At 72.3% G+C, this 18,077-nt stretch carries 14 protein-coding genes; 7 read left to right on the forward strand and 7 right to left on the reverse strand.

Annotated features, from left to right (window positions below; genetic code table 11):
• Positions 1–152: 152 nt before the first annotated feature.
• The 7 genes from ACF08B_RS24140 to ACF08B_RS24170 all read right to left on the reverse strand — a co-directional run bounded on the left by ACF08B_RS24140 (position 153) and on the right by ACF08B_RS24170 (position 10,312).
• Positions 153–3,713, reverse strand: a complete 3,561-nt coding sequence (locus tag ACF08B_RS24140; RefSeq protein ID WP_392319307.1) for a DUF4082 domain-containing protein — start codon at positions 3,711–3,713, stop codon at positions 153–155.
• 115 nt (positions 3,714–3,828) lie between these two features.
• Positions 3,829–4,947 carry a DegT/DnrJ/EryC1/StrS family aminotransferase gene (locus ACF08B_RS24145; RefSeq protein WP_392319308.1) on the reverse strand — a complete coding sequence of 373 codons (1,119 nt, stop codon included), beginning with the start codon at positions 4,945–4,947 and terminating at the stop codon, positions 3,829–3,831.
• The gene (locus ACF08B_RS24150) at positions 4,944–5,633 is read right to left on the reverse strand and encodes an acetyltransferase (RefSeq protein WP_392319309.1); all 690 of its coding nucleotides are present in this window, start codon (positions 5,631–5,633) and stop codon (positions 4,944–4,946) included. The genes ACF08B_RS24145 and ACF08B_RS24150 overlap by 4 nt, the downstream gene beginning before the upstream one ends.
• Positions 5,630–6,769, reverse strand: a complete 1,140-nt coding sequence (locus ACF08B_RS24155; RefSeq protein WP_392319310.1) for a DegT/DnrJ/EryC1/StrS family aminotransferase — start codon at positions 6,767–6,769, stop codon at positions 5,630–5,632. The genes ACF08B_RS24150 and ACF08B_RS24155 overlap by 4 nt, the downstream gene beginning before the upstream one ends.
• Positions 6,766–7,761 carry an NAD-dependent epimerase/dehydratase family protein gene (locus ACF08B_RS24160; RefSeq protein WP_392319311.1) on the reverse strand — a complete coding sequence of 332 codons (996 nt, stop codon included), beginning with the start codon at positions 7,759–7,761 and terminating at the stop codon, positions 6,766–6,768. Before ACF08B_RS24160 ends, ACF08B_RS24155 begins: the two co-directional genes overlap by 4 nt.
• 29 nt (positions 7,762–7,790) lie before the next feature.
• Entirely contained in the window at positions 7,791–8,870 is a 1,080-nt protein-coding gene (locus tag ACF08B_RS24165; protein ID WP_392319312.1) for a Gfo/Idh/MocA family protein, read from the reverse strand.
• The gene (locus ACF08B_RS24170; RefSeq protein ID WP_392319313.1) at positions 8,870–10,312 is read right to left on the reverse strand and encodes a sugar transferase; all 1,443 of its coding nucleotides are present in this window, start codon (positions 10,310–10,312) and stop codon (positions 8,870–8,872) included. Before ACF08B_RS24170 ends, ACF08B_RS24165 begins: the two co-directional genes overlap by 1 nt.
• A gap of 343 nt (positions 10,313–10,655) precedes the next feature.
• Between ACF08B_RS24170 and ACF08B_RS24175 the strand changes: the two genes are divergently transcribed.
• The 7 genes from ACF08B_RS24175 (at position 10,656) to ACF08B_RS24205 (ending at position 17,962) form a co-directional block, all read left to right on the forward strand.
• On the forward strand, positions 10,656–11,504 hold the full coding sequence (locus ACF08B_RS24175; RefSeq protein ID WP_392319314.1) for a glycosyltransferase: 849 nt from the start codon (positions 10,656–10,658) through the stop codon (positions 11,502–11,504).
• Positions 11,505–11,529: 25 nt separating this feature from the next.
• Entirely contained in the window at positions 11,530–12,789 is a 1,260-nt protein-coding gene (locus ACF08B_RS24180; protein ID WP_392319315.1) for an MFS transporter, read from the forward strand.
• 23 nt (positions 12,790–12,812) lie between these two features.
• A complete protein-coding gene (locus ACF08B_RS24185; RefSeq protein WP_392319316.1) occupies positions 12,813–13,835 on the forward strand; it encodes a TolB family protein in 1,023 nt (340 codons plus the stop codon).
• 103 nt (positions 13,836–13,938) lie between these two features.
• Positions 13,939–14,901 carry an alpha/beta fold hydrolase gene (locus ACF08B_RS24190; protein WP_392319317.1) on the forward strand — a complete coding sequence of 321 codons (963 nt, stop codon included), beginning with the start codon at positions 13,939–13,941 and terminating at the stop codon, positions 14,899–14,901.
• Between the two features lie 115 nt (positions 14,902–15,016).
• Complete coding sequence (gene metK / locus ACF08B_RS24195; RefSeq protein WP_392319318.1) at positions 15,017–16,180, forward strand: methionine adenosyltransferase; 1,164 nt, start codon at positions 15,017–15,019, stop codon at positions 16,178–16,180.
• Position 16,181: 1 nt separating this feature from the next.
• Complete coding sequence (locus ACF08B_RS24200) at positions 16,182–17,198, forward strand: carbohydrate kinase family protein (protein WP_392319319.1); 1,017 nt, start codon at positions 16,182–16,184, stop codon at positions 17,196–17,198.
• Positions 17,195–17,962, forward strand: a complete 768-nt coding sequence (locus tag ACF08B_RS24205; RefSeq protein WP_392319320.1) for an SDR family NAD(P)-dependent oxidoreductase — start codon at positions 17,195–17,197, stop codon at positions 17,960–17,962. Before ACF08B_RS24200 ends, ACF08B_RS24205 begins: the two co-directional genes overlap by 4 nt.
• The last annotated feature ends 115 nt before the right edge of the window (positions 17,963–18,077 follow it).

Below are 18,077 nucleotides of genomic sequence, written 5' to 3' on the forward strand. Positions count from 1 at the left end.
CTTCGCGCCCGGGGGTGCCGGCGGGGGGGTGAATCGCGCGTTCGGTCTCGCCGGGCCCCCCCCCCCGGGGGGGGGGCGGGGGGGGCCCCCCCCCCCCGGGGGGGGGGCCCCCCCCCGGGGGGGGCGCCCCCACCACCGGTGGGTGCGGTCGGTCAGTTCTTCTTCTTGCGGACGGTCTTGCTGGTCAGGGTCCAGCTGTGGGACTTCACCGGGTGGCGGTGCGTGTCCCGGGCCGTGAGCGTGACCTTGAACCGGGTGCCGTCGGGCAGCGGTGCGGACAGGTGGACGGCCATCCTGTGGGTGGCCCGGTCGTAGGAGGTGACGGCCGTGACGTGGAGCTTCCTGGCGGCGGCCGCCTTGGTGCCCGACAGGACGGTCACGGTCGCCTTGACGGACGACAGCTTCGTCCTGGCGGGAAGCGTCACGGTCAGGGGGTCGGACGCGTCCGCGGTGTGCTTCAGCGAGGACGTGGTCACCTCCGAGGAGGTGACCTTGGCCAGCGAGCCACTGGGGTTGTCCGCGGTGAAGACGGGGCCTACCCAGTAGTTGGCCGATCCGTAGGAGCTGTTCGGGAAGGCCGGTCCTGCGCCGTACCGGTAGAGACCGTTGTGGTGCGCGGTCGTGTCGGCGGTGCCGGTCAGCGGGTAGGACTGGTGGGCCGCCGTGAAGTACCCGCCGTCGACGGCGTAGTGGCCGTTCGGGGCGTGGTAGGAGACGACGTACGCGGTGTCCGCGGTGACGGCCACCGGGGTGGTGAACGTCATCTGCTGCCAGCCGGACGCGGTTTCGCCGGTGAACGTGCCGGTGGCGAGGAGCGTGCCGTCGTCGGACCACAGGCTGCCGGTGTGGGTGCCGGTGTTGCCGGTGCCCTTGTAGAAGGTGACGCCGGTGATCCAGCCGGCCGCCGAGGAGGTGAACCGGGTGCCGAGCTCGACGGAGTTGGTGTCACCGGTGACATCGGTGGTGGCCGGCACCGTGGAGGAGTTCCACAGCGTGCACGGGCAGGTGACCGCGGGCGGTGTGGAGCTGGTGGTGAAGTTCCATGTCACCGGGTCCGCCATGGCGTTGCCCCAGAGGTCGGAGGCCTGGACGGACGCGGTGTACGTCGTGTGCAGCGCCAGCTCGGTCGACGGGGTGAACGTCGCCTTGTTCGAGGCGGGCAGTGTCTTCGCGCCGGGAACGGTGTCGCCGTTCGCGTCCTTCAGGGTGAAGGTCAGGGTGTCGGCGTCGATGGCCGAGCTGAAGACGGCCGACACCGGTGCGGTGATCGAGACGCCGGTCGCGCCGGATGTCGGGGAGGTCGAGGTGACGGTGGGCGGGGTGGTGCTGGCCGTCGAGGTGTCCAGCACCACGTCGACCCAGTAGTTGCTGCCGGAGGACGCCGAGGACGGGAAGCCGCTGGTCGAGCCGTAGTGGTAGACCCCGTTGCCGCCGTCGGTGCCGGACTTCAGCGCCGTGAGCGGGGCCAGGCCGGCGTCCTTGTCGGAGAAGTAGCCTCCGTCGTAGGAGTAGCCGCCGTTGGGGGCGAAGTACGAGGCGACGTAGGTGGTGTTGGCCTTGACGGACACCGGGGTGGAGAAGTTGAGCTGCTGCCAGCCGGAGGCCGTCTCGTTGGTGAAGGTGCCGGTGGCCAGGCGGGTGCCGGAGGCGCTCCACAGGCTGCCGGTGTGGGAGCCGGTGTTGGCGGGCGACTTGTAGAAGCGGACACCGGTGATCGAACCGGCGGCGGTGGTGCGGAACTTGACGCCGAGCTCCACGGAGCTGCCGTCGCCCGCGTTGACGGTGCCGGGCACCGCGGAGGCCGGCCAGACGGTGCAGGGACAGGCCTGCGGGCCGACGGTCACCGGGACGGTGGTGACGGCGCCGATGCTGACGCTGTCGTCCACCGCGCGGACCTTGATGGAGGTCGCGCCCGGGGTGGTCGGGGTCCAGCTGTAGCTCCAGGAGGTCAGTCCGGTGGCGGCGTTCCAGGTGGATCCGCCGTCGGTGGACACCTCCACGCGGGCCACCACACCGCCGGCCGAGTCGCCGGCCGTGCCCTTGATGGTGACCGGCTTCAGCGCCGGGACGGTGACCCCGGAGGCCGGGGCGGTGACGGTGACGGCCGGGCCGGTGGTGTCGGTGGTGGCCGTGCCGGCGGTGAGGTTGCTCTGCAGGCTCTTCGGCTGGACGCCCATGTCGGCGAGGACGTTCACGGTCGCCTGCTGCATGCGGCTGTCCGCGGTGACGACCGTGTCGTCGGGGTTGTACGTGGGCACGTTGGTCAGTCCCCACGACCACTGCACGGTCCCCGACCCGAACACCAGGGCCCCGGAGTCCTGGTCGCGGAACTCGACGAGATTGTGCGTCGCGGTGCCGTTGCCGTAGACGTTGCCCCAGTCCATGCGGAGCTTGCCGTCGTTGATGTCGACCGTCGTCGACGAGACGTCGATGGCTCCGGCCGGACGGGTGCCGTTGTCGAGGTCGCTGTCCCACTCGTAGCCGAGGGTGCCGGTCGGGAAGGTGGCGGTCTGGCCGGCGGAGAGGTTCGCGACGGAGGTGTTGCGCCAGATCCGGTTCTTGCCGTACGAACCGGGGACGGTGATGGCGTCGCTGCGGTAGCCGTTCACCGTGAACATGGAGCCGGTGAGGATGTTCGGCGGCTGGTAGGTCTGCCCGTACTGGGTGCTGGTCGGGTCCATCCAGGTGCCCGTCCAGGTGCCGCTGGGGTCGGCGATGCCGTTGCCCTGCGCCATCTTGGTCATCTTGTAGCAGACCATGGTGCGGTTCGCGGTGTTCGCACCGTCGATGCTCGGGGCGAGCCGCGTCTTCCAGAAGACCTCGTTGCCGCTGAAGAAGGCCTCCCGGACCCCCGCCTTGCGGGCCGCGAGCACGTTGGAGTACTGGCTCTGCGTCCAGTACTCGTCATGCCCGGAGGACACGTACACCTTGTGGTTCTTCAGCAGGGTCGCGCCGTTGGTGGACACGTCCACCCCGGAGAGGTAGCTGACGTCGTAACCGTTGCGCTCCAGCCAGGACAGCATCATGAACTCGGAGCCGTAGATGCCGTTGTCGCCGCCGATGTCCAGCGGCCGGTTGTAACTGACCTCGTAGGCACGGCCGTCCGGCGCGGGGCCCGCGCCGCCGTACAGATCCTGGCCGCCGTAGTCGTTGTAGGCCTGCCAGGTCTGGTCGCTGGTCTGCACGACGACGTCGGAGGTGCTGGAGTCCTTGCGGACGACGAACGGGTACGGCATCAGGCCGTCTCCGTCGGTCTGCGTCAGGTTCGCGATGTACAGGCCGGACACCGCGTCGCTGGGCACCGTCCAGCTCGCCGTCACCGGCCAGTTGCCGCAGTCGACCAGGCCGGTGCCGGCCTTGGTGGTGCAGTTGGCGGGCTTGGTGGTGTAGTTGGCGGGATAGGTCACGGCTGCCTGCGCCGCGGTCGAGATCTCACGGGCGCCGTCGCCGCCGTACCAGCCCAGGCGGTAGATCTCGATGTGGTACGAGGTCTTCGACTGGACCTTGAACTGGACGGTGTCGCCGGCCTGCACGCTCTCCTTGGTGGAGAAGCCCTTGATGTCGCCATAGGCGTTGGGCGAGAACCAGTCGGACTTGGGGTTGCCCGGCTTGGAGTTCTCGCAGACGATCGGGTTCGAGCCCGAACCGCACGGATCGGACGCCGCCTGGGCCGGCACGGCCTGCGGGAGCACCGCCCAGATCAACGCTGCCACGACGGCGAGGCTTCTGCCCCGGATCCGTCTGCTCCATCTTTTCATGTGTACCTCTCAGCGGTGCTGTGCAGGACCGACCCGTGCGGTCGGGGTGGTGCGTGAGGCCAGGTACCGATCAGCCTCGAAGCGCGTCGGCGAGCGCGTCCACGACCCGCTGCTGCTGGTCGGCGGTGATCTGCGGGTAGAGCGGGAGCGACAGGATCCGCTCCGCGGCCCTCTCGGCGTTCGGGAAGTCGCCCCGGGTGTGCCCGAGATGCCGGTACGCCGGTGTGAGGTGGACCGGGGCGGGATAGTGCACACCCGCGCCGACACCCTCCGCGTTGAGCTTGCCCACGACGTCGTCGCGGTCGGCGCCGGTGACCTGGACGACGTAGAGGTGCCAGACGTGGATGTTGCCCGCGGCCGTCGCCGGGAGCACGATCCGTCCCGCCGCGGCCAGATCGGCGAGCAGCGTGTCGTAGCGGGCCGCGGCGGCGCGCCGGGCGGCGTTGCCGTCGGCGAGCCGGGCCAGCTTCGCCCGGAGCACGACGGCCTGGAGCCCGTCCAGCCGGCTGTTGAACCCGGGCACGTCGTGGCGGTACTTGGCGACGCCGCCGTGGTTGGCGATGGCGCGCACCAGACCGGCCAGTTCCTCGTCGTCGGTCAGCACCGCGCCCGCGTCGCCGTAGGCCCCCAGGTTCTTGCCCGGGTAGAAGCTGGTGGCCGCGATCCCGCCGCTGCCCGGCGACCGGCCGTCGCGGGTCGCGCCCTGGCTCTGCGCGGCGTCCTCGACGACCCGCACCCGGCCGGGCAGCCGGCCGGCCAGCCCGGTCACCTCGGCGCACTGCCCGTACAGGTGCACCGGCACCACCGCCCGGGTGGCCGGGCCGACCGCGTCCAGCGCGGCCTGTGGGTCGAGCAGGTAGCCGTCGGGCAGGCAGTCCGCGAGCACCGGCCGCGCGCCGGTCCTGGCCACCGCGCCGGCGGTGGCGATGAAGGTGTTGGCGGGCACCACGACCTCGTCGCCGGCCACGACCCCCACGGCCCGCAGGGCGAGTTCGAGGGCGTCGGTGCCGTTGGCGACGCCCACGCAGTGCGCGACGTCACCGAACTCGGCGTACTCGCGCTCGAACCGGCGGACCTCCTCGCCGCCGACGAACGCGGTGTCGGCCAGGACCCGTTCGAATCCGGTCCGTACCTCGTCGGCGACTTCCTCGTGGGCCGCCTTGAGGTCCACAAGCGGAATCTGGTTCATGTGGCCGGTCCCCCCGTTGTCCGTGTCCCAAGCTCGTCCAGCACCGGGGCGGCCGCCGCACGCAGCCGCCGCGCCGGGTTCCCCGCCCAGACCTCGCCCGGCGGCACATCGCCGAGCACCGTGCTGCCCATCCCGACCAGCGACCACGCGCCGACAGTCGTGCCCTCCCGCACCAGGGCCCCGGCACCGACGTAGGCGCCCCGCTCCAGCCGCGCTCCCCCGCCCAGCCGGGCGCCGGACGCGAGGGTGGCGAAGTCCTCGACCACGTCGTCGTGGGTGAGGACGACGTGCGGCATCACCGCGACGTGCGCGCCGACCCGCACGGCAGCGGTGAGGGCACAGTGCGCGAGCAGCACCGATCCGGGGCCGACGTGCGACGTCGAGGAGACCGCCGCCGTCGGATGGATCACGGTGGCGTAGCGGTCCCCGGGCAGGCCGAGCCGGCGCACCAGACGGGCGCGGGAGGCGTGGTCCCGGGGGTTGCCGACGCAGATCACGACCTGTGCCGCGGAACGCTCGTGGACCAGGTCGCAGCCGCCCAGGACGGGTACGCCGTCCACCTCCGTGCCGTGCAGGGCGGTGTCGTCGTCGAGGTGCCCGAGCAGCTTCAGGTCGCCCGCGTCCCGTACGGCCTGCGCGGTCTCCCGGGCGAAGCCGCCCGCGCCGATGATCAGCAGTTCGCTCATGGGCGGCCCTGTTCGCGCAGTACCGCCACCACCCGGTCCTGCTGGGCCTCGGTCATCGTGTGGTACATCGGCAGGATCAGCGAGTCGCGGCTGATCCGCTCGGTGACCGGCAGCGGTGCGCGGGGGTGGTCCGCGTAGGCCGGTTCGAGGTGTGTGGCCATGATCCCGCGCCGGGCGGAGATGCCGGCCGCGGCGAGCGCGGCGAGCAGGTCGTCCCGTCCGACGGGGAAGTCCTCGGCCGGGAGCACCCAGTAGGACTGGAAGTTGCTCTGGCCGTGGGCGGGGTCGCGGACCGGGACGAGGCCGGGGACGTCCTGGAGGAGGGCGTCGTAACGGGCCGCGAGGTGGCGGCGCCGCTGGATCATCGCGTCGAGCTTGCCGAGCTGGACCAGGCCGATCGCGGCCTGGACGTCCGTCATGCGGTAGTTGTAGCCGACCTCGAGGTAGCTCTCCAGGACCGGCCGGTCGCTCGCGTGACGCTCGGCGGCCGAGACGTTCATCCCGTGCTCGCGCAGCCTGCGCAGGCGCGCGGCCCACGCGGCGTCGTCCGTGGTGATCATGCCGCCCTCGCCGGTCGTGACGACCTTGCGGGGGTGGAAGGACCAGGCGGCGAGCAGCGCGCCGTGTCCGACGGGCTTGCCGCCGGCGGTGGAGCCGATGGCGCAGGCCGCGTCCTCGACCAGGGGCACGTCCCACTCGGCGCAGGCGGCGCGCAGGGCGGCCACGTCGGCGGGTACCCCGCCCTGGTGGACGGCGAGGACGGCCCTGGTGCGGGGGGTGCGGACCGCGTCCACGGTGGCCGTGGTCAGGTTGCCGGTGGCCGGGTCCACGTCCGCGAACACGGGCTCGGCGCCGACGTAGCGCACGGCGTTGGCCGTGGCGATGAACGACAGCGAGGGGACCACGACCTCGTCGCCGGGTGCCAGGCCCAGCGCGACGAGCGACAGGTGCAGGGCGGTGGTGCAGGAGCTCACCGCGATGCCGTGCTCGGCGCCCACCCGCTCCGCGAACGCCCGCTCGAAGGCGGCGACCCGGGGCCCTTGGGCCACCCAGCCGGACAGCACGGCGTCGGAGGCGGCCGCGGCCTCCTCCTCGCCCAGCCAGGGGATCATCACCGGGATGCGGTCCGTGCTCATCGCGCGGCCTCCCCGGCGGCGGTGTCGGCGGCGCGCTCCGCACGCCACCAGTCCACCAGGTCCCGCAGGCCCGTGCGCAGGTCGATCCGTGCGGTGAAACCGAGTCGTTCGGCGGCCCGGCCGGTGTCGGCGAGGCGACGGGTGACCCCGTTCACGGCGCGCGCGGGTCCGTGCTCCGGCTCCAGGCCGGACGCGCCCATCGCCTCCAGCAGGCCCTGGGCGAGCTCCTTCAGCGAGGTCTCGGTGCCGCTGGCGACGTTGAACACCTCGTCGGTGAGGTCCGACTCGGCGGCCAGCACATTGGCCCTGGCGATGTCCCTGACGTCGACGAAGTCCATGGTCTGGCTGCCGTCGCCGAGGATCAGCGGCGGCTCGCCCGACTCGATGCGCTCCATCCAGCGGATGAGGACCTCGGTGTAGAGGCCGTGGATGTCCATGCGGGGGCCGTAGACGTTGAAGTACCTCAGGGCCACGTAGTCCAGGCCGTACATGGCGTGGAAACTGCGCAGCATGCCCTCGTTGAACGCCTTGGCAGCGCCGTAGAAGGTGTCGTTGTTGTAGGAGTGGTGGCGCTCGGTGGTGGGGAACTCCTCGGCCATGCCGTACACGGAGGCCGAGGAGGAGGCGATCACCTTGCCGACGCCGGCCTCGACGGCCGCCTCGAGGACGTTGAAGGTGCCGTCGACCATCACCTCGTTGGCGAGCCGGGGTTCCTCGGCGCACTGGGTGATGCGGATCGCGGCGAGGTGGAACACCAGGTCGGCGCCCTCGGTGACCTTCCGTACGGTGGCGGCGTCGCGGATGTCGCCCTCGACGACCTCCACGACACCGCTGCCCAGGGCCCGGTCGAGGTTGCCCATCCGTCCGCGCACGAAGTTGTCGAGTACGACGATCTCGCGGGCACCGCCCTCGGCCAGGAGGTCGACGAGGTTCGAGCCGATGGTGCCCGCCCCTCCGGTGACCAGGATCTTCTTGCCTCGTACGCTGCTCAACTGAACTGCCCTCTCGGTGGGTGGAACTGTCAATGCCCGGCGCGGAGGCCGACGACCGCGCCGCGGAACTCCAGGCTCCGGGAGGCGGCTTCGAGAATGTCCAGCACGCGCAGGCCGGCCCGGCCGTCGGTGAGCGGGGCACGCCGGTGCCGGATGGCGTCGGCGAACTCGTCGACCATGCTGCGCAGCGCTTCCTTCTCGCCGATGGCGGGGGCGACCATGTCACCGGAGCGGTACGAGACGAGCATCTCCCGGCGCTCGTCCGCGCCGATCTCCTGGGGCGCGGCCAGGTCCACTCCGCGGTCGTAGACCGAGACGCGCTGGAGCGGGTTGAGGTCGTCCCAGAGCAGGGTGCGCTTGGCGCCACCGACCATGGTGGTGCGCACCTTGGTCGGGGAGAGCCAGTTGACGTGCACGTGGGCGATGGCACCGGTGTTGAGCTGGAGTGTCAGGTAGGCGACGCAGGCCTGTCCGGCACCGATCGGGTCGGCCCCGTGGGCGGCGACGGCGACCGGTTCGACGGTGTCGGGGAGGATGAAGTCCAGGATGGACAGGTCGTGCGGGGCCAGGTCCCACATCACGTCGATGTCCTTCTGGACGAGCCCGAGGTTGATCCGGACCGAGTCGACGAAGTGGATCTCGCCGAGTTCCCCGGAGCGGACCAGTTCCCGGATGCGGCCCACGGCGGGGGTGTAGCAGTAGGTGTGGTCGCACATCAGGGTGAGTCCGCGTTCCTCCGCCTCCGTCACCAGGCGCAGGCCGTCGGCGTAGGTCGCGGCCAGCGGCTTCTCCACGAGGACGTGCTTGCCGGCGCGCAGGGCGGCCAGGGCGATGTCGAGGTGGGTGCCGGCGGGTGTGGCCACGGCGACGGCGTCCACGGAGGGGTCGGCGAGGACGGCCGCGTAGTCCGCGGTGGCCTGGACGGTCGAGTAGCCGCCGAGGACACGCTGGGCCCGGTCCACGTCCAGGTCGCACAGCCAGCGCAGCCGGAACCGGTCGCTGGCCTGGAAGTTGCGTACGAGGTTGGGGCCCCAGTAGCCGGCCCCGACGACCGCGACGCCCAACGGCTGCGTGGTGCCGCTCACCGTGTCCTTCTCCTTGTGGTTCATCAGTAGGCCCCCGTTCCCCGCACCACGGCCGAGCCGGTGCGCATCAGAATCACCAGGTCGAGGCCCATCGACCAGTTGTCGACGTAGCCGAGATCGAGCCGGACCGCCTCGTCCCAGGGCAGGTCGGAGCGGCCGCTCACCTGCCAGAGCCCGGTGAGGCCGGGTTTGACCAGCAGCCGGCGCTTGACCTCCGGCGTGTACTCCTCCACTTCGTCGGGCAGCGGCGGGCGCGGTCCGACGAGGGACATGTGGCCCTTGACCACGTTGATGAGCTGGGGCAGTTCGTCGAGCGAGCTGCGGCGCAGGAAGGATCCGACGCGGGTGATGCGCGGGTCCTCCTTCACCTTGAACAGCAGCCCGTCGCTGTTCTGGTTGAGGTGTTCCAGTTCCGTCCGGAGGTCCTCCGAATCCGGCCGCATCGTACGGAACTTGAGCATGGTGAAGTGGTCGCCGTACCGGCCCACCCGCTGCTGCCTGAACAGGGCGGGCCCGGAGCTGTCCAGGCGGACGATCAGGGCGATCAGCAGCATGGGCAGGGCGAGGAACAGCAGGAGCGCCGCCGCGAGCGAACGGTCCAGCAGTTCCTTCGGCAGCCGGGACATCGGAGAGAGGTTCGGGGCCTGGATGCGCAGCAACGGCACGCCGTTGGTGGGCCGTACGGTCAGCCGGGGGGCGGACACGTCGGCGAGTACGGGGGCGAGCAGGAAGTCGACGTCCTGCACCGCCGCCGTCCAGGACATCCGGCGCAGTACGGAGGCGTCGAACTCGGGGGCCGGCAGCACCACCACGGTACTGACGCCCAGGGCTCGGACGGCGTCGTCGATGTCACCGACGCCGCCGACGACGGGAAGGCCCAGCTCGCGGATCCCGGCGGCGTTCTCCGGATCGCTCAGGCACACACCGGCGACCTGGAGTTCGTGCACGCCACCGGCGCGCCGCAGGGCGGCGACCAGTTCCACGGCCGAGTGCGACGGTCCGACGAGAAGCGTCGTGCTGCGGTCCCGGCCTCGCGCCCAGCGCCGGTAGAGCCGGCGGCGGAGCGCGTAGCGGACCGGCAGGGCGAAGGCGGCGGCCGGCACGGCGGCCATGATCATGTCATGGAGAAGCCCCCAGTCGTGCGTGAACAGCCAGTGCACGCAAGCCGCCAGAGCCGGCAGCGCGACCGCACCGCGCAGCACCCGCACGTACTCCTCGGACCCCAGACCGAGGGCACCGCGGTCGTAGGAGCGATGGGCCAGCATCGTCACGATCCACATCGGCGGCAGCACCAGGGCGACCGCCCAGCGGCCGTACACCGTGTGGATCATTAAGGCCGCGGCGACGGCGGCGAGGCCGTCCGCGGCCAGCAGGACCAGCCGGTACTTCCGTTCCCAGCGTCTTCGGCGAGCATCCGGGATGCTCCGTTCCACAACCAGCTGCTCATGCGTGACCTCAATGGTCATGCCCCCCCCCACCACATACGCGGCGATCCCTGACCGAACCGAACGGGCACATTCGGTCGCCAGTCCTTGGTCAGGGCTGGATCAGCACCGCTGCGTCTCCTCCACACAGCGGCACTGGAAAACGAGGGAGCTTCGACGGTTCCCCAACCGCCTCATGCCCCCCGCATGGTGCGCATTGCCGATCCTGATCCGGTTCACAAGGCCGCGCCCTGGCGTCCCGCCAAGGCCGCTTCCCCCTCCCAAACCGGTCCGGCGGTCATCAATCTAGACCACTGGACGCAGTCGCGGGAACAGTTGGACGAAACACTCGGCGCACGGCTGATGACGACGGCATACTGCCCAGGTGACGAGCATCGTGATACCGGCGCACAACGAGGAGCGCGTCATCGGCCGGCTCCTCGATTCGCTGCTGACCGATCCCTCCGACGACGACACCGACATCGTGGTCGTGTGCAACGGCTGCACGGACGACACCGCCCGGATCGCGGCCGAACGGGGCCCGCGCGTACGGGTGATCGAGATTCCCGTCCCCTCCAAGCACGCCGCGCTGCGGGCCGGTGACGATCACGCGCGGGGCTTCCCGCGCGTCTATGTGGACGCCGACGTCGTGCTCACGGGCTCCGACGTACGGAGGCTGACCGGACCGTTGCGGGACGACACCTCGGGCGTCCTCGCCACCGCCCCCGAACGCCGCGTCCCGCTGGCCGGCTGCGCCTGGCGGGTGCGCGCCTACTACCGGGTGTGGCAGCGGCTCCCCGCGGTGCGCGAGGGGCTGTTCGGCCGAGGGGTCATCGCGGTCTCCAAGGCCGGTCACGCCCGGATCGCCGCACTGCCGCCGCTGATGGCGGACGACCTGGCCGCCTCCCTGGCGTTCACCCCCGAGGAACGGCTCGTCGTCCGTGAGGCGGGTGTCGTGGTCCACCCGCCGCGCACCTGGCCGGACTTGATCAGGCGACGGGTCCGGGCCGCGGTGTCCACCGCCCAGGTGGAGCGGCACCAGCCACCGCAGCAGGCCTCGGCACGGACGAGCAAGGCGGACCTGAAGGACCTGCTCCGCGGGGAGCCGAGGCTCTTCGCCGGCGTCGTCGTCTTCGTCGCGGCGGCGGTCGTCGCGCGGCGGAAGGCCGAAAAGGCCATCCGCGCCGAGGACTTCGGCACCTGGCTACGGGACGAGAGCAGCCGGCAGAACTGACCGCACCGCACCGGAGTCCTTGAACATGTACCTCACCGACCGCTCCACCCCTCCCGACGCGGACACCGGGACCGCCCGCGGACGCGGCCCGGCGCGCAAGGTCGCCCCCGTGGTGCTCGTGCTGGGCACGGTCAGCCTGATCACCGACATCTCCTCCGAGATGGTCACCGCCGTCCTGCCGCTCTACCTCGTCACCCGGCTCGGCTTCAGCCCCCTCGGATTCGGCACCCTCGACGGCGTCTACAACGGTGTGAGCGCACTCGTCCAGCTCACCGGCGGCCACCTCGCCGACCGGGTGCGCAACCACAAGCTGATGGCCGGGCTCGGCTACGGCCTGTCCGCGCTGTGCAAGCCGCTGCTCCTGCTCGCGAGCAGCGTCGGCACGCTCGGCACCGTTCTCGCCCTGGAACGGACCGGCAAGGGTCTGCGCACCGCCCCGCGGGACGCGATGATCTCCCTGTCCACACCGTCCGCGAACCAGGGCCGGGCCTTCGGCGTGCACCGGGCCATGGACACCACCGGCGCGATGCTCGGCCCGCTGGCGGCCTTCCTCATCCTGCGCACGGCTGCCGACGGCTACGACGCCGTGTTCGGGGTGAGCGCGTGCGTCGCCGTGCTCGGCGTGCTCGTGCTGGTGCTGTTCGTACCGGGCAGGCGCCGCGGCGCGCCGGGGGCGGAGGAGCACAGGCCGCCGGTCGGCGTCCGCGAGGCACTGGCGCTGCTGCGGCTGCCTCGGCTGCGGGCCCTCGCCGGCTGTGCCGCGCTGCTCGGCCTGACCACCGTCAGCGACGCCTTCGTCTACCTGCTCCTGCAACGCCGCGCGGGCATCGGCGACGAGTGGTTCACCCTGCTGCCGCTGGGGACCGCGGCGGTGTTCCTGCTGCTGGCCGTGCCCCTCGGCGCGCTGGCGGACCGGATCGGGCGGCGCACCGTGTTCCTCGCCGGGCACGCCGGTCTGCTCACCGCCTACGCCCTGTTGCTGTGGACCCCGTCCACACCGGCCCTCCCCCTCCTCGTGCTCGCCCTGCACGGCTCGTTCTACGCGGCCACCGACGGCGTGCTGCCGGCCGCCCTCGCCGACGTCGTGCCCGAGCAGCTGCGCGCGACCGGCCTGGCCGTCGTCGGCACCAGCCAGGCGCTGGCCCGGTTCTGCTGCTCGCTGGCCTTCGGCGCCGCCTGGACGGTGTGGGGGGACGGCCCGGCGCTGGCCGGATCGGCGGTCGGCCTGCTGTGCTGCGCCGCCGTCGCGGGCATGGTGCTGCGGCCCACCGGCGGTGAGCGATGACCTCGACGACGACAAGGATCCGGATGACACCGCTGGGCCGCCGCCTGCTCGTACTCGTCACGGCGGTACTGGTCCTCGCGGGCGTGGGCACGGGCATCGTCCTGCACGCGGCCGCACGGGCGGACCGCGCGAACCAGCCGCGGTCGGGCGGTCCCGGCGTCAGCGCGGGCAAGGTGTCGCTCGATCAGAAGGGCCGCCTGATGTTCGTCAACGCGGCCGCGGGCCCGCACCGCACGGCGGTCGCGTCCGTCCCGGCCGGCGACCCCGGGTCCGGGCGCACCGCCGCGAGCCTGAAGTGCGCGCGCTTCTACGCCGCCGCCGGCACCGGCGTCTGCCTCCAGTCCGTCCCCGGCGTGCTCAAGCAGAGCAACCGGGCCCTGCTCCTGGACGCCGGTCTGCGCACGGTGCGCACCTTCCCGCTCGCGGGCAACCCGAGCCGGGCCCGGGTCTCGCCCAGCGGCCGCTTCGCCGCCTGGACCGTCTTCGTCTCCGGCGAGTCGTACTCCTCCGCCTTCTTCTCCACCCGGACCTCGATCCTGGACACCCGCACCATGCGGCTGACCCCCAGTCTGGAGACGTTCGCCGTCGTCAAGGACGGCAAGCCCTACCACGCCTCGGACGTCAACTTCTGGGGTGTCACCTTCGCCGCGGACGACGACACGTTCTACGCCACCCTCAACACCGCCAACCGCACCTACCTGGTGCGGGGTTCGCTGTCCCGGCGTACGGTCACCACGCTGGTCCAGAACGTGGAGTGCCCCTCGCTGTCCCCCGACGGGACGCGCGTCGCCTTCAAGAAGCGGATCCTGTCGCGCACCAACCTCTGGCACGAGTACGTCCTCGATCTGAGGACGCTGCGCGAGACCGCGCTCGCCGAACGCCACAGCGTCGACGACCAGGCCACCTGGCTGGACGACCACACCCTCGCCTACGCCCTGCCCAGCGACGGCAAGGTCGGCAGCAGCGACCTGTGGAGCGTGCCCGCGGACGGCTCGGGAACCCCGCGCCTGCTGATCGCGGGCGCCTCCTCCCCCGCTCCGCTGTAGCCCCGGGCCGGCGGCGGCGTCCCTGGGGCGAACGGGGGGCGGAACGGCGACAGGCCCGCGCCGGACGCCGTCGCCCCGGGATCACGGCCGTACGCTCGGGCGCATGGTCCGGCATCGCATGGTTGACGTGAACGGCGTTCGGCTGCACATCGCCGAACAGGGCGACGGCCCGCTGGTGGTGCTCCTGCACGGCTTCCCGGAGTCCTGGCACTCCTGGCACCGCCAGTTCGGCCCGCTGGCCGACGCCGGCTTCCGGGTGGTCGCGCCCGACCAGCGCGGTTACGGGCGCAGCGACCATCCCGAGGACGTCGGCGCGTACACCATCCTCCACCTGGTCGGCGACGTCGTCGGGCTGATCCGGACCCTGGGCGAGGAGAGGGCGTACGTCGTCGGGCACGACTGGGGCGCGCCGGTCGCCTGGCACACCGCGCTGCTGCGACCGGACGTGGTGCGCGGGGTGGCGGGCCTCAGTGTGCCGCCCCCGTTCCGCGGGACGCGGCCACCGCTGGCCACCATGGAGGAGATGTTCGGCGGCCGGTTCTACTGGAACCACTTCGCCCGCCCGGGTGTCGCCGACGCCGAGTTCGGGGCGGACCCGCGCACCGCCCTGCGGAAGTTCTTCTTCTTCGCCTCCGGTGACGCTCCCGACGCCGGTGCGGGCAAGCAGCCGCTCGTCGACCCCGAGCGCGGCTGGCTCGCGACCATGCCCGATCCCGAGGTGCTGCCGCGGTGGTTCACCGAGGACGATCTCGACGCCCTCACCGAGAGTTTCTCCCGGGGCTTCACCGGCGCCCTGAACTGGTACCGCAACCTCGACCGCAACTGGGAGCTCACCGCTGCCTGGCAAGGCGCCGTGGTGGACCGGCCCGCCCTGTACGTCTACGGCGACCGGGACGCGGTCCCCGCCTTCCCCGGCACACCCGAACTCATCGCCGAACTGCCCGAGTTGATGCCCAGCCTGTGGCGTCCGCCCCTCGAACTGGCCGGCTGCGGGCACTGGACCCAGCAGGAACGCCCGACGGAGGTGAACGCGGCCCTCATCGAGTTCCTCCGGGCCTGCGGCTGAGGCCCGTCCGCCCGGCCCGACAGGCCGGCCGGGCCCCCTCGGCTCTCCAAGCGGTCCCCGACCGGGACCCCGCACACTGCGCGCAGTCAGCAGCCGCTGCAACCCAAGGAGAGCCGTGTCCACACGTCTGTTCACCTCGGAGTCCGTCACCGAGGGGCACCCCGACAAGATCGCCGACCAGATCAGCGACGCCGTCCTGGACCACCTGCTGGCGGCCGACCCCGCCGCCCGGGTGGCCGTCGAGACCCTGATCACCACCGGTCAGGTGCACGTCGCGGGCGAGGTCGGCACGACGGCGTACGCGCCGGTCGCCCAGCTCGTCCGGGACACGGTCCTGCGCATCGGGTACGACGCCTCGGCCAAGGGGTTCGACGGGGCGTCCTGCGGGGTGTCCGTGTCGCTCGGCACCCAGTCGCCCGACATCGCCCAGGGGGTCGACACGGGCGGCGCGGGCGACCAGGGGCTGATGTTCGGCTACGCCTGTGACGAGACGCCGGAGCTGATGCCGCTGCCGATCCACCTCGCGCACCGGCTCTCCGCCCGCCTCGCCGAGGTGCGCCGGGACGGCACGGTGCCCTACCTGCGCCCGGACGGCAAGACGCAGGTCACCATCGAGTACGACGGTGACCGGCCCGTCCGGCTGGACACGGTGGTCGTCTCCTCGCAGCACGCGGCGAACGTCAGCCTGGACGGGCTGCTGGCGCCGGACGTGCGCAGGTACGTGGTGGAGCCCGTGCTGGCCCGGCTGGCCGAGGAGGGGGTGAAGGTGGACACCGAGGGCCATCGGCTGCTCGTCAACCCGACGGGGCGGTTCGAGATCGGCGGTCCGATGGGTGACGCGGGCCTGACCGGCCGCAAGATCGTCATCGACACGTACGGCGGCATGGCCCGGCACGGCGGTGGTGCCTTCTCCGGCAAGGATCCCTCCAAGGTGGACCGTTCGGCGGCGTACGCGATGCGCTGGGTGGCCAAGAACGTGGTGGCGGCGGGCCTGGCCGCCCGCTGCGAGGTGCAGGTGGCGTACGCGATCGGCCGGGCCGAACCGGTCGGGCTGTTCATGGAGACCTTCGGCACGCAGGAGGTGCCGGTCGAGCGGATCCAGGCGGCCGTCACCGAGGTCTTCGACCTGCGCCCGGCCGCGATCATCCGCGACCTCGGCCTGCTGCGGCCCATCTACGCCCAGACGGCCGCGTACGGGCACTTCGGCCGGGAACTCCCGGACTTCACCTGGGAGCGCACGGACCGCGTGGACGCGCTGCTGTCGGCGACGGGGCTCTGACATGACGGACGCACCGACGCCCCTGGGCCGCGGTTCTGGGACCCTCGCCGTCACCGGGTCCCTCGCCACCGACCATCTGCTCACCTATCCCGGGCGGTTCGTCGAGCAGTTCCTCCCCGGCCGGCTCGACCACGTGTCGCTGTCCTTCCTCGCCGACACCCTCGACGTGCGGCAGGGCGGGGTCGGCGCCAACATCGCCTACGGACTGGCCGCGCTGGGGCACCGGCCGGTGCTGGTCGGCGCCGCGGGCACCGACTTCGAGCCGTACGGCCGGGCGCTCGCGGCACACGGGGTGGACGTCTCGGCGGTGCACGTCTCCGAGACCCGCCACACCGCCCGATTCATCTGCACCACGGACGCCGACGGCAACCAGCTCGCCACGTTCTACCCGGGCGCGATGGCCGAGGCGGACCGCACCGACCTGACCGAGGTGATCGGGGCCCGGGAGGTGGACTACGTCCTGATCGGGGCCGACGACCCGGCGGCGATGCTGCGCCACACCCGCGCCTGCCGCACCCTCGGGGTGCCCTTCGCCGCCGACCCGGCCCAGCAGCTCGCCCGGCTCGACGGTCCCGCGGTGCGCGAACTCGTCGACGGGGCGGACCACTTGTTCACCAACGAGTACGAGCACGACCTGCTGCTCACCCGCACCGGCTGGAGCCGTGCGCAGGTCCTCGACCGCGTCGGCACCTGGGTGACCACGCTCGGCGCCCGGGGCTGCCGGATCGAGCGGGTCACCGGCGACGGGACGGTCGTACCGGCCGTGCCGGTGGCGACTCCGATCGACCCCACGGGGGTGGGCGACGCCTTCCGGGCCGGATACCTGGCGGGTCTGAGCCGCGGCCGGCCCGAGGCGGACCGGGCCCGTCTGGGCTGCGCCATGGCCTCGCTCGCCCTGGCCGCGGTGGGCACGCAGACGTACACCGTCGAGCCGGGCGTGCTGGGCGCGGCGCTCACCCGGGCCTACGGTCGGGACGCGGCCGCGTCGGCGGACCTGACACGAGTGGAGGCGGCATGACGGAGATCGCACTGGTGACCGGGGCCAACAAGGGGCTAGGCAAGGAGATCGCGCGGCGACTGGCCGCCGAGGGCCTGACCGTGTACCTCGGGGCCCGGGACGAGGAGCGGGGTCTCGGGGCCGCGAGGGAGCTGGCGCGGGCCGGGCGGGAAGCGGTCCCGGCCGGCGGGGACGTGCGGTTCGTCCGGCTGGACGTCACGGTGCGCGAGCAGGTCGACGCGGCCGTGCGGCGGATCGAGGAGGAGTGCGGGCGGCTCGACGTCCTGGTCAACAACGCGGGGATCGTCACCGAGTGGGGCGTCCCCGTGGCGGAGGTCACCGAGGATCACCTGCGCCGGGCGTTCGAGGTCAACCTGTTCGGCGCGGTCGCCCTGACCCAGGCCTGTCTGCCGCTGCTGCGGCGCTCGAAGGATCCGCGGGTGGTCAACCTGTCCAGCCCGCTGGGCTCGTTGAGCCTGTTGAGCGATCCCGGCGGTCACCCGGCGGCCTCCCGCGGTCTGCTCGCCTACAGCTCCTCCAAGGCGGCGCTGAACGCGGTCACGCTGGTGTACGCCGAGGCCCTGCGCGCGGAGGGGATCCGCGTCAACGCGGCCAACCCCGGGCTCGTCGCCACGGACCTGAACGCCGACTCGCCGTTCAGCCGGGGCACGCGCACGGTGGAGCAGGGTGCCGAGGTACCCGTGAGGCTGGCGCTGGGCGCGGGGGGCACGGGCGGCTTCCACGGCGGTATGGAGGGGGACGTGACCGAGCGGGTGCCGTGGTGACCATCGCCGGCGCGGGACGGAAGGCGGGCTGAACGCGGCCCGAGAGGACGCGGGTCGCGTCGCAGCGGGACGGCCCCCGGCGGCAGAGGTGCCGCCGGGGGCCGTTCCCGTCGGA

The sequence above is a fragment of the Streptomyces sp. NPDC015139 genome (assembly GCF_043079785.1).
In the GTDB taxonomy this organism is placed as follows: domain Bacteria; phylum Actinomycetota; class Actinomycetes; order Streptomycetales; family Streptomycetaceae; genus Streptomyces; species Streptomyces albidocamelliae.

Excerpts from the sequence above, each read along its gene's own strand:
- ACF08B_RS24145 (WP_392319308.1), bottom strand. The coding sequence starts at position 4,947 with ATGAACCAGATTCCGCTTGTGGACCTCAAGGCGGCCCACGAGGAAGTC.
- ACF08B_RS24150 (WP_392319309.1), bottom strand. The coding sequence starts at position 5,633 with ATGAGCGAACTGCTGATCATCGGCGCGGGCGGCTTCGCCCGGGAGACC.
- ACF08B_RS24155 (WP_392319310.1), bottom strand. The coding sequence starts at position 6,769 with ATGAGCACGGACCGCATCCCGGTGATGATCCCCTGGCTGGGCGAGGAG.
- ACF08B_RS24165 (WP_392319312.1), bottom strand. The coding sequence starts at position 8,870 with ATGAACCACAAGGAGAAGGACACGGTGAGCGGCACCACGCAGCCGTTG.
- ACF08B_RS24170 (WP_392319313.1), bottom strand. The coding sequence starts at position 10,312 with ATGACCATTGAGGTCACGCATGAGCAGCTGGTTGTGGAACGGAGCATC.
- ACF08B_RS24180 (WP_392319315.1), top strand. The coding sequence starts at position 11,530 with ATGTACCTCACCGACCGCTCCACCCCTCCCGACGCGGACACCGGGACC.
- ACF08B_RS24185 (WP_392319316.1), top strand. The coding sequence starts at position 12,813 with ATGACACCGCTGGGCCGCCGCCTGCTCGTACTCGTCACGGCGGTACTG.
- ACF08B_RS24190 (WP_392319317.1), top strand. The coding sequence starts at position 13,939 with ATGGTCCGGCATCGCATGGTTGACGTGAACGGCGTTCGGCTGCACATC.
- ACF08B_RS24200 (WP_392319319.1), top strand. The coding sequence starts at position 16,182 with ATGACGGACGCACCGACGCCCCTGGGCCGCGGTTCTGGGACCCTCGCC.
- ACF08B_RS24205 (WP_392319320.1), top strand. The coding sequence starts at position 17,195 with ATGACGGAGATCGCACTGGTGACCGGGGCCAACAAGGGGCTAGGCAAG.